A 9,029-nucleotide genomic window follows, 5' to 3' on the forward strand; every position below is an offset into this window, starting at 1 on the left:
TCAACCCAGATCCTCTGCCGTGCTACCGCTGCCCGCGGCCAGAGCTGGGGACGTTGGTCCGTACGCAACTGGGGAGAAAAGTCCGTACGCCGACAGCAGGACCCGAAAACCGCGGGCGTCGTCGCTGCGGCGGACGACGTCGAGGACGAGCCCGAGGTGCAGGGCGGCCCAGTCGGTGAGGTGACCGGTGTAGCCGCCGTCGGCCCAGATGCGCGACAACCGCCGGAAGTGGCTCTTCGCTGAGGGCAGCAGGATCCGGGCGGCGTCCCGGTCGGTGGTGGAGACCGGCGTGACCAGCACGGCTAGCAGGAGTCCGAGGGTGTCGGTGAGCAGGTGCCGCTTGCGTCCGTTGATCTAATGGGCGGGAGCTGAGCTCGACTCGGGGCTGCGGCCCTCCGAGCGGCGGACGGCCTCGTGCAGCCGGTCGTGCAACTCGGCCGCCAGCCCCGCATCCCGCCAGCGGGCGAAGAAGGCATACACCCGCGGCCAGGGCGGGAAGTCGCAGGGCATCGCCCGCCACTTGATGCCGTTGTCGACGAGGTAGCGCACCGCGTCGATCATCTGCCGGTGGCAGTAACCCTCCGGCCGCCCGCCCCGGCCTGCCATCCATGCTGGGACCGGCAGCAGGTCCCGCACCCGTGCCCACTCGGCATCGCTCATGTCCGGGCCACCGGGCCGCCGGGCCGGCCAGTCGGCCGCGTTCCCGAACCGATGGGCGAGGCAGTCACACCCAGGAGTGGCCGGACTGGACTCGGCGACTGCGACCACGCGACACTTCGACATCAGGGCCTCTTGCTTCTCGCTGGATTCGACAACCGCGAGCTACCAAGAGGCCCTTCTTCCATACACCTGCACTGTCCGACTCACCCGAACCAGGGCCCTGTTCGAACCCGATCGATTCTACGAGCGGATAGAGAACAGCCAGTCAGCGTGAGGTTGGAAAGAGCTCAGTGGCTCCGAACCTTGGCGTGCTGCCTGAGGAACACCGGCCGTGCCCCGTGGACCGCCGGGCACCTGCGGTTGCTGTCATCCGATGACAATGCGGCACTTCGGTTCGCTCACCTGGAAAAGAAAGCACAGTAATTCTTCTGACAATCATGTGAATCGGCATTGTTCCGGTCAATCTCGCACCCGTAGCGTCGGTGTCGGACCTGTGCTCGTTCCAGTCCCTGCGTGAGATGGAGAGGACCATCGTGAAGAGGTCATTACGCAAACTGGCCCTCATGGCCGGAACGATGTTTGTCACCTTTGGCCTGGCTGTCGTGCCAGCATCCGCCAATCCCTCGACGACGTGGACCGCGAACCCGAACCCCGCCGCTATCAGCGGGGTGAACAGCGGTTACATGAGCCTGACCGCCGGCGTTCCGCTGGTCTGTACGCAATATTCCGTCCAGGGCTCGATGTACAGCGCCGGCGGGAACCCGGCCACGGTGGCAACACTCGGCACACTGACCTTTGGCAGCATCGCCTCGCCCTGTCAGAGCGCTCTCGGCGGTGCCTCCTTCACCGCCTCTGCTCCGTGGCGCTTCGTCGCGCGGGACTACAACCCGGCCACGGGCGTCACCTCCGGCTACCTCGAGGGTGTCCAGCTACGCGTCGCTGTGTCCGCCTGCCAATTCACCACGATGGGCAAGGCGTCCGCCACCTACCGCAACTCCACCGGCATCCTGTCGGTCAACAGCGTCCCCGGCGAGCTGGCGGTAACCAGTGCCCTCGGCTGCGGGGCGACAATCACCACCGGCACGCTGCCCGTCCTCCGAGGCAACTTCCTCATCAAGATCTTCGGGACGTCCACGGCTCCCATCCTTGTCGGCTCAAACCCGTGAGCAGGCAATTCCGGTTCGACAACCGGAATGACGCATGAGCGATGGGGGGTGAAAACGGACACTGCCACGTTGGCTGACCGGGTGGGAGGATCTTCGGGTTGGTCATGGTGAAGGGACCGTCTGTGGGGAACGCGTCGCCGTCGTACAGGGGCACTGGATACCCGGCCGGGGTGATCTCCCCGTACCGCTTCAAAAGGACTTCACTGGCTGTGAGCTTGAGGTTCGTCGGGTGGCCGGCTTGCCGGGTGGTACTCGTTGATGAGACCGGCGACGGCTCGTCGTCGCCGGATCCGGGTCGTCGGTAGGGGAAGGACGTTCGGGTCGTCGAGCGGAGCGAGCTGCTGGCGGCCTTGATGAAGCCGGTGATGGTTGAAGTGGCGGGCATAGTCGTGGAGGACCTGCTCGGCGTGGCCGCGGTCGAAGAGCAGGAGGCGGTCGGTGCATTCCTCGCGGGCGGAGCGGACGAAGCGCTCCGCGTGCGGGTTGCAGTTGGGGCTCCTGGGATGGATCTTGGCCACGGTGATCCCCTCGCTGGAGAAGACGGCGTCGAAGGCGGCAGTGAACTTCGTGTCGCGGTCACGGATCAGGTGAGTGAACTCGCCTGCCCGGCCGCCGAGATGCCACAGCAGTTGACGGGCCTGGTGCGTGGCCCACGCCGCTGTGGGGTGGGCGGTGACGCCCAGGATGTGCACGGTGCGGGTGCGGACCTCCATCACGAACAGGGCGTACAGCCGCCGCAGGTTGGTCGTATCAACGTGAAAGAAGTCCGTGGCGAGCAGCCCCTCGGCCTGGGCCTTGAGGAAGGCGGCCCACTCACGCCGGGCAGGCTGCCGGCGGGGCGCGGGTCCGAGCCCGGCTTCGCGCAGGAGACGGCGCACGGTGGCCGGGCTGATCCTGTGTCCGAGTCGGCGCAGTTCGCCGTGGACGCGGCGAAAGCCACAGCACGGGTTCTCGACGCCGAGCCGGATGATCAAGTCGCGCAGTTCGCCGGCCAGGGGCGGGCGCCCCGGCGGGGGCGGCTGGTTCCACTTCTTGCTGATCAGGCGCTGGTGCCAGGCCAGCAGGGTGCGCGGGGAGACGATTCGGTGGCCGCGAAGCATCCGGGGCAGCACTCGCGCGAGGGCAGCAAGCAGCGCCCGGTCCGGCCAGGTGGGCTTCGGGGCGGCCACCTGGCGGCGCAGCACCGCGACCTCGTGCCGCAGAATCAGGATCTCCGCGTTCTTCGCCGATGACGATCGGCACAGCAGCACGAGCCACGCGAGGACGCGCGTGGCGAGCAGGTAAATCATCCGTACGAGCACGAGACCCGATCGCGAGTGAGGGCCCGGGACTCCCCCGGGCCCGGCACGTTCACTGCGCTGGCGGGCCGGGCATGTCCTGCGGCGCCTGGGCGGGCGCGGCGGGCACCGGACGCAGCAGTGGTGCCTGCTGGCGGTGGAAACGGCCGGCTTCTTCGCGGACTCCGGGCCACTTCTTCCAGCACGGCACGGACCGCCTCGGTAACCCGTTCCAGCCGGGTCAGGTCACACACCGCGGCCAGAACATGGGTGGAATCGGTGCGCTGCGTGGTGCGCTCGCGCACGAGCCCGGCCTCCTTCAGGCGGGCGAGCGGCAGATCGAGAAGGCAGCTGTAAGCCGGGGCTACATTCTCGGAGTCCAGCAGCGCATTCAGCCGGGCTACCGGCATGTGCTCAGACGGACGGAGTGAAGGGGCCGATCAGCCAGTTCCCCGGAGCGTTGGCGTCGGCGCTGAGATAGAACTCGGAGATCGCCGTGCTGAACTCCTCGTGACTGATCACACCGTTCCCGTCCCGGTCGAGCCTCTTGAACGCCTCTTCGGAATGCTCCGGCGGAACCCCCAGCGAGGCGTACATGCGTACGTACTCGTCTCGGTTCAGCACCCCGTCGCCATCGGTGTCGAGCGCCTTCATCAGCGCATCGGCGATCGCGAGGACGGCGCCCTCGAAGTGCTGAGGAGAGGTGACGTTGGCCTCCATCACGGCGATGAACTCCTGCCGGGAGACCTGCCCGTCCCCGTCGGTGTCGCCGTGCTTGAGCAGCAGCTGCCACCACTCCTCGAAGGCCTCCCGCATGGCTGCGGCATTCGCGTGGTCGTCCTCCGCGGCCAGCCCGGCGAACAGCCCTGCCATGGCTTGGAGATCGTCGTGGGTGAGCTGCCCGTCCCCGCCCTGGTCGAACCAGTCGAAGAGGATACTGAACTTCTGGCTCTTCACAGCACTCGTCATTCTGTTCCCTCATCCCGAGGCAGCGCACATCCCGGCGCCACGATTTCGGAAAATGCTAGGGAACAAGGCCAGCCGAAAACCATAAATGTAGGAATGGTTCCCCCAATTGAGTGGAGAGGGAGGGGTGCGAGTTTCGATACCGGTGACGTGGACATGGCCCTCGACCTGGACTCGCGCTGCCTCGGCAGAGCAACGAGCTCGGCGACCTGTCGCAGGAACTCGTCTGAGAGGGGGAAGGCACTCTCGATCTGGGCGTCGTAAGGCGGTGGGTCGAGCACCCTGACCTTGGTGCGGTCCCGGCAGGACTGCTGCTGGACGCGCGGAACTTCTCCGAAGACCGGCCGGGCCGGGTTTGCTCTCCTGCGGAAGAGGGTTCTGCTGGCCGGTTGACCACAGCCACCCTTAGGGTGACGGGGACAGGAGAAGATACCCCATGGATCCCCGCAGGCGTTGTCAAGTTGTCTGAGGATGGCTGGCTGAGCGGGTGGCGGGGCATGGTGGGGGCGGTCACCGACCCGGGTCAGGCCGTGGTGGGCATGGCGGTGGTGCCGGTGATCTCGTTCCAGGTGGCGAAGCGGTGGCGCATTTCCGTACGGTACTCGGGGGCGGTCATCAGGTGCCGGCGGGGCCGGAAGTGCGGTGAGATGCCGCTGAACGCGGACAGGAACCGCTGAGCTCCTCCGACGCTACGGAAGCCCTTCATGGCGCGTTCGCGCTGCCGGGTGGACTGGTCAGAGTTCTCCGCCCGGTTGTTCAGGCCCTTGTGACAGCGGTGCTCGACCGAGGGCATGACCTCGCGGTGGGCCTCGCCGTAGGAGCGCAGCTTGTCCGTGACGACCACCCTCGGCGCCGAACACGTCTTCTTCATCAGGCGGCGGAAGAAGCGCCGGGCCGCGGCGGTGTCCCGGCGGTCCTGCACGAGGATGTCCAGGACGTTGCCGTCCTGGTCGACGGCGCGCCACAGGTTTCGCCACGCGTCGTTGATCTTCAGGTAGACCTCGTCGAGGTGCCACTTGTCACCGGCCTGGGGCCTGCCGCGGCGTAGTCCGGCCGCGTACTGGGTCCGAACCGGGTGCACCACTGCCGGACGGTCTCGTGGGAGACGATGATCCCGCGGGCGAGGAGGAGCTCCTCGACCTCGCGGAAGCTGAGCGGAAAGCGGTGGTACAGCCACACCACGTGGGAGATGATCTCCACCGGATACCGGAACCCCTTGCACGACGGCGCTGCGGCCTCCACGACGCCCCTCCACGAACCCCGTGAACCAACCGGAGATCATCCTGCCAGCAGGGCCCACAACAACCTGACAATGCCGTGCGAACGGGACGGCCGCCCCACAGCGGCGGGCAGCGGGTCGCCGGGCGCCATCGGGCCGGGACATGAGCCCGGCGAGGCGGAAGGCCGAGACCCTGGGGTACATCACCGCCGACGACGGCACCAGGATCTTCCACCCGGACCGGGGCAACGGACAGCCCATCGTGTTCAGCCACGGCTGATCCCTGAACCCCGACGCCGGGGACAAACAGATGCGACTGGTCGCCGAGAACGGCTTCCGTGCCATCGCCCACGACCGGCGGGGCCACGGACGCTCGGACCGGCCTTGGCCGGGCAACGGCATGGACACCTACGCCGACGACCTGGCCCGGCTGATCGAGAGCCTGACCTGCGGGACACGATCCTGGTCGGGCATTTTACGGGCGGCGGCGAGGCGGCCCGCCACATCAGCAGGCACCACACCGAGCGCGCCGCGAAGACGGTCCGCCACTTGTCATCGACGATCTCCGTCAGGTCCCCGGCGCCGAAGAGCCCCAGATTGTCGATGGGAACGTCCACTCCGGCAGCACTCCCCGGGCACGGGAGGCACCCTCCTCGGAGGCGACGTCTTGTCGGCACCGCCGGATCCGAGCCGAGCGGCACCTCCCCTCCCCGCCGCCGGGCACGGACTCCTCCGCGTCCGTGCCCGGCGGCACAATCGTCCCGCAGACTCCCGCTCGACCCGGTGCGCCCTCTGCCTCCGCTGGCCGACCCGGAAGGCAGGCGTCCTGTGGGCGTGGCGTCGTCTTTCCGCCCTGCATGCCGCGGGCTGGAAGGAGAATCCCGGGGGTGGATCCGTTCGACCGCGGTGGCCACCGGATCCGCCGCAGGCCAGGCCCACCTCCCCCACCAGGGGCGTTCCGGCCCTCGCCGGGCGCCCTGGAGCGGAGGAAGATCATGCGCGAGTTCCTGGTCGAGATCACGGGCGGCCCGGACGTCGTGGACGGCATCAGGCAGAGCCGGTGAGGCCCACAACAGCCGGCCAGACGGATCGGCCAGGATCTGCACGTTCATCCCGTGTTTCTTGTGCTTTCCCGAGTAGAAGGGCCGGTCGGCGGCGATCCGGTCGATCGGCAGCAGGGTCCCGTCCAGCAGCACGAATGCCTTCATCGATGCCGTCCGGGCCGCCTCCGCAAGGGCCGGGGCGAGGGCGGCCAGGACCTCGACGGCTTTGGTGATGTACCGGTACGCGGTCGTGGTCCCGATGCCGAACCCGGCCGCGAGCTGGGCATACGGGTGGCCGTTGCGAAGGTGGCGAGAGTGAGCAGGGCCTGCTGGCCGGCGCTCAGGCGCCGCCACCGGGTACCGAGCTCCCGGCGACGCCGGCGCAGCTTGGCGGACAGGAAGCGCAGGGCAGAGCTGGACACGCCGACGCGATGGGGTCTCCCCTGCTCGAGCGAAGCCGAGAGCTTGGGGAAGGGTAGACAAGCATACGAAGCCTCTGGTGGAGACGGATTTCTTGGTCGAAAACCCATCTACCAGGGGCTTCACCTGTCTGTCAGCCCAACGGCCCAGCCCGACCAGCAGGTTGAAAAACGCTCACGGTCTTAGCCGACCAGGCGGGAACGGTCGGCTGTGATGTGGGGCGGGCCGAGGTGTTCGAGCAATAGCCCTTCCCGGGTGGACCACGGGCAGATCTCGACGTTTTTGGCCCCGCAGGCTTCCATGAGGGCCTGTGCGATCAGGGCTCCGGCCAGGGACTGTTCGGCGCGGTGCCGGGAGATGCCCGGCAGCTTGGCACGGCGGGACGGGCCCGCGGCGGCCAGCAGGGAGACGGACGTGCGCAGTTGGGGTAGCGCCAGCCGCCGTCCGGCTCGCGGTGTCTTGCCCTGGGCGGCGGCGAGCCGGGCGAGCTGTTCGAAGGTCTTGGAGCAGGCCAGCACCCGCCCATCCGGTTCGGCCTGCGGCAGACCGGGCACGGCTTCCAAGGACCGATGAAGGTGCTGCCGGATCTCGGCCAGGCGGCGTTGGGATGGCGCGGTGCCGCCGGGAAGCCAGTCCCGGGTGATCCTGCGAGCACCTAGTGGCAGCGAGTGGACGGCGCGGGGCTGGTCTCCGGTGCCGGAGGCGATCTCTACGGTGCCGCCGCCGATGTCCAGGACCAGCAGCTGCCCCGCCGTCGGGCCTGCCCACTGGCGGGCGGCCACGTAGGCCAGCCGCGCCTCCTCAACGCCGCTCAGCACGCGCAGGCGGGTGCCGGTGGTGCGTGCCACACGCGCGATGATCTCGTCGCGGTTGGGCGCGTCCCGGATGACGGAGGTCGCGAACGCGAACACTTCCGGTCCGCGCGGACGCGGGTCGGCGGCGACGGCCTCGGCCACTGCCCGCTCGACGCTCTTCATGCCGGCCTTGTCCAGCCGCCCCTTGCGGTCGAGGGTCTCGTGCAGTCTCAACCGCACCTTGCGGGAGAACACCGGCTCCAGCACCGTCCCCGGGCGCCGACGCACCACCGTCAGCAAAGCACTGTGACACCCGACATCGAGCACACCGGCCTGCCGCATCCCATCACCCCCTGGCCCCACGCTCGAGCGGACCGGCTCCTTCTCCGATCTTCCGGCAGCCCAGACGACGACGCGACGGGGATTCCGGCCCACCGCGTGAGCATATCGTCACCACCCGTGCACCCTCCGCCCCGGCCCGCAGCGGTAGAGCCGTGGACGATCTCACGCCGAATGCGCACGGAGGTCCCGGATCCTCGACCGTACGGTTTCGCCCACCGTGGTCCTTTCCCACGATGGCCCTGTCAGAGCCGGTTGGGCAGCACCTTCACCCCGGACACTCCGGCGAGTTCAGCCTTGGCCCGTTCCCGTTCCCGTTCGAGGGCGAGCTCAGCAATGATCATGCGCATGGTCTTGTTCCTCGCCTGCTCCTGACGGAGCTCGACCGTCAAATCGTCGGCCTCGGACCTGAGTTGCCGGTTCTCATCGGCGAGTTCCTGCATCGCAGTCGGGGTGGCGTCCTGGGCCTTGGCTCGGACTTGAAACTCCTGGATGAGATCGGTGTGCCGGTACACGACATTCCGCCGCAGCTCACTCTCGGCGATCAACTCCGACGCGGTCAGCTTTCCGGACTGCGAGTGCAGCGGCGTGCCGGCCAGGAGCCGGTCGGCGGCAGCCCGGATCGCGGCCCGGTCGGCTTCCTCGTCACGCGGCCGGCGTCCCATCACGGCTCCTGCGTCGTCGGGTTGGGATCGGGCGGGCTCGCGTGATGGGCCTCGATGGCGGCCCGGCTGCTCTCCGCCAGCGCGGCCGCCCGGTCCCGCAGGGGACGCGGGCTCAGCCGGTCGGCTGCCGCAGCCTCCCACCACCGCCGGAGGCGCCGCTGCTCGACGACGTTCCTGTCCGTGTAGGCGAGATTGGTGCAGCTCGACCGGCACTCCCCCTCGTTGGGACCGTCTTCGGCCGGCAGGCCGGCTCCCAGCCGCGCCTTGCGGCATGCGTGCCCTTGCTGAATACCTCATCCACGCAGGTGGGAGCGGGTTTGGGTGTCGACCAGAGGGCGTTAAGTCCGATCTTTCCTGGTTCGTGATCACTCGTTCGTGGCACTGATTGCCGTCCAGGCTCGCCGGTGGGCATGTTCATGCGGAGGTTCATCGCATGGAGCGAGAACCGTATCCGAGCGACTTGGCGGATGAGCAATGGGC

Annotated in this window: 8 protein-coding genes and 3 pseudogenes; 3 read left to right on the plus strand and 8 right to left on the minus strand. The window is 68.3% G+C overall.

The features are described 5' to 3' along the window. Complete coding sequence (locus ACIF80_RS37260; RefSeq protein ID WP_399813426.1) at window positions 1-300, minus strand: hypothetical protein; 300 nt, start codon at window positions 298-300, stop codon at window positions 1-3. A gap of 54 nt (window positions 301-354) precedes the next feature. After that, window positions 355-660 carry a transposase gene (locus ACIF80_RS37265; protein WP_399813427.1) on the minus strand — a complete coding sequence of 102 codons (306 nt, stop codon included), beginning with the start codon at window positions 658-660 and terminating at the stop codon, window positions 355-357. 563 nt (window positions 661-1,223) lie between these two features. On the opposite strand from ACIF80_RS37265, the gene ACIF80_RS37270 reads away from it, so the two are divergent. Next, window positions 1,224-1,826: a hypothetical protein gene (locus ACIF80_RS37270; protein ID WP_399813430.1), complete on the plus strand. Its 603-nt coding sequence runs from the start codon at window positions 1,224-1,226 to the stop codon at window positions 1,824-1,826. A 200-nt stretch (window positions 1,827-2,026) separates the two neighbouring features. Here the strand turns inward: ACIF80_RS37270 and ACIF80_RS37275 are convergent, their stop codons facing one another. From ACIF80_RS37275 to ACIF80_RS37285, 3 genes and pseudogenes are all read right to left on the minus strand, one after another. After that, a complete protein-coding gene (locus ACIF80_RS37275) occupies window positions 2,027-3,115 on the minus strand; it encodes an integrase core domain-containing protein (protein ID WP_399813432.1) in 1,089 nt (362 codons plus the stop codon). Between the two features lie 402 nt (window positions 3,116-3,517). Beyond that, window positions 3,518-4,072: an EF-hand domain-containing protein gene (locus tag ACIF80_RS37280; protein WP_399813434.1), complete on the minus strand. Its 555-nt coding sequence runs from the start codon at window positions 4,070-4,072 to the stop codon at window positions 3,518-3,520. 520 nt (window positions 4,073-4,592) lie between these two features. Next, a pseudogene (locus tag ACIF80_RS37285) lies at window positions 4,593-5,311 on the minus strand (IS6 family transposase). A 140-nt stretch (window positions 5,312-5,451) separates the two neighbouring features. Here ACIF80_RS37285 and ACIF80_RS37290 point away from each other — a divergent pair. Both ACIF80_RS37290 and ACIF80_RS37295 read left to right on the plus strand, forming a co-directional pair. Continuing rightward, a pseudogene (locus ACIF80_RS37290) lies at window positions 5,452-5,831 on the plus strand (alpha/beta fold hydrolase); the annotation flags it as partial. Between the two features lie 344 nt (window positions 5,832-6,175). After that, the gene (locus tag ACIF80_RS37295; protein WP_399813442.1) at window positions 6,176-6,352 is read left to right on the plus strand and encodes a hypothetical protein; all 177 of its coding nucleotides are present in this window, start codon (window positions 6,176-6,178) and stop codon (window positions 6,350-6,352) included. Here ACIF80_RS37295 and ACIF80_RS37300 read toward each other — a convergent pair. From ACIF80_RS37300 to ACIF80_RS37310, 3 genes and pseudogenes are all read right to left on the minus strand, one after another. Further along, window positions 6,305-6,738 (minus strand): annotated as a pseudogene (locus ACIF80_RS37300) (transposase family protein); the annotation flags it as partial. The gene ACIF80_RS37295 and the pseudogene ACIF80_RS37300 overlap by 48 nt on opposite strands. 195 nt (window positions 6,739-6,933) lie before the next feature. Next, the gene (locus ACIF80_RS37305; protein WP_399813437.1) at window positions 6,934-7,833 is read right to left on the minus strand and encodes a Ppx/GppA phosphatase family protein; all 900 of its coding nucleotides are present in this window, start codon (window positions 7,831-7,833) and stop codon (window positions 6,934-6,936) included. A gap of 296 nt (window positions 7,834-8,129) precedes the next feature. Next, entirely contained in the window at window positions 8,130-8,549 is a 420-nt protein-coding gene (locus ACIF80_RS37310) for a hypothetical protein (RefSeq protein WP_399813439.1), read from the minus strand. Between the last annotated feature and the right edge of the window lie 480 nt (window positions 8,550-9,029).

Source organism: Streptomyces sp. NPDC085927 (assembly GCF_044540975.1).
Classification (GTDB): domain Bacteria; phylum Actinomycetota; class Actinomycetes; order Streptomycetales; family Streptomycetaceae; genus Streptomyces; species Streptomyces hirsutus.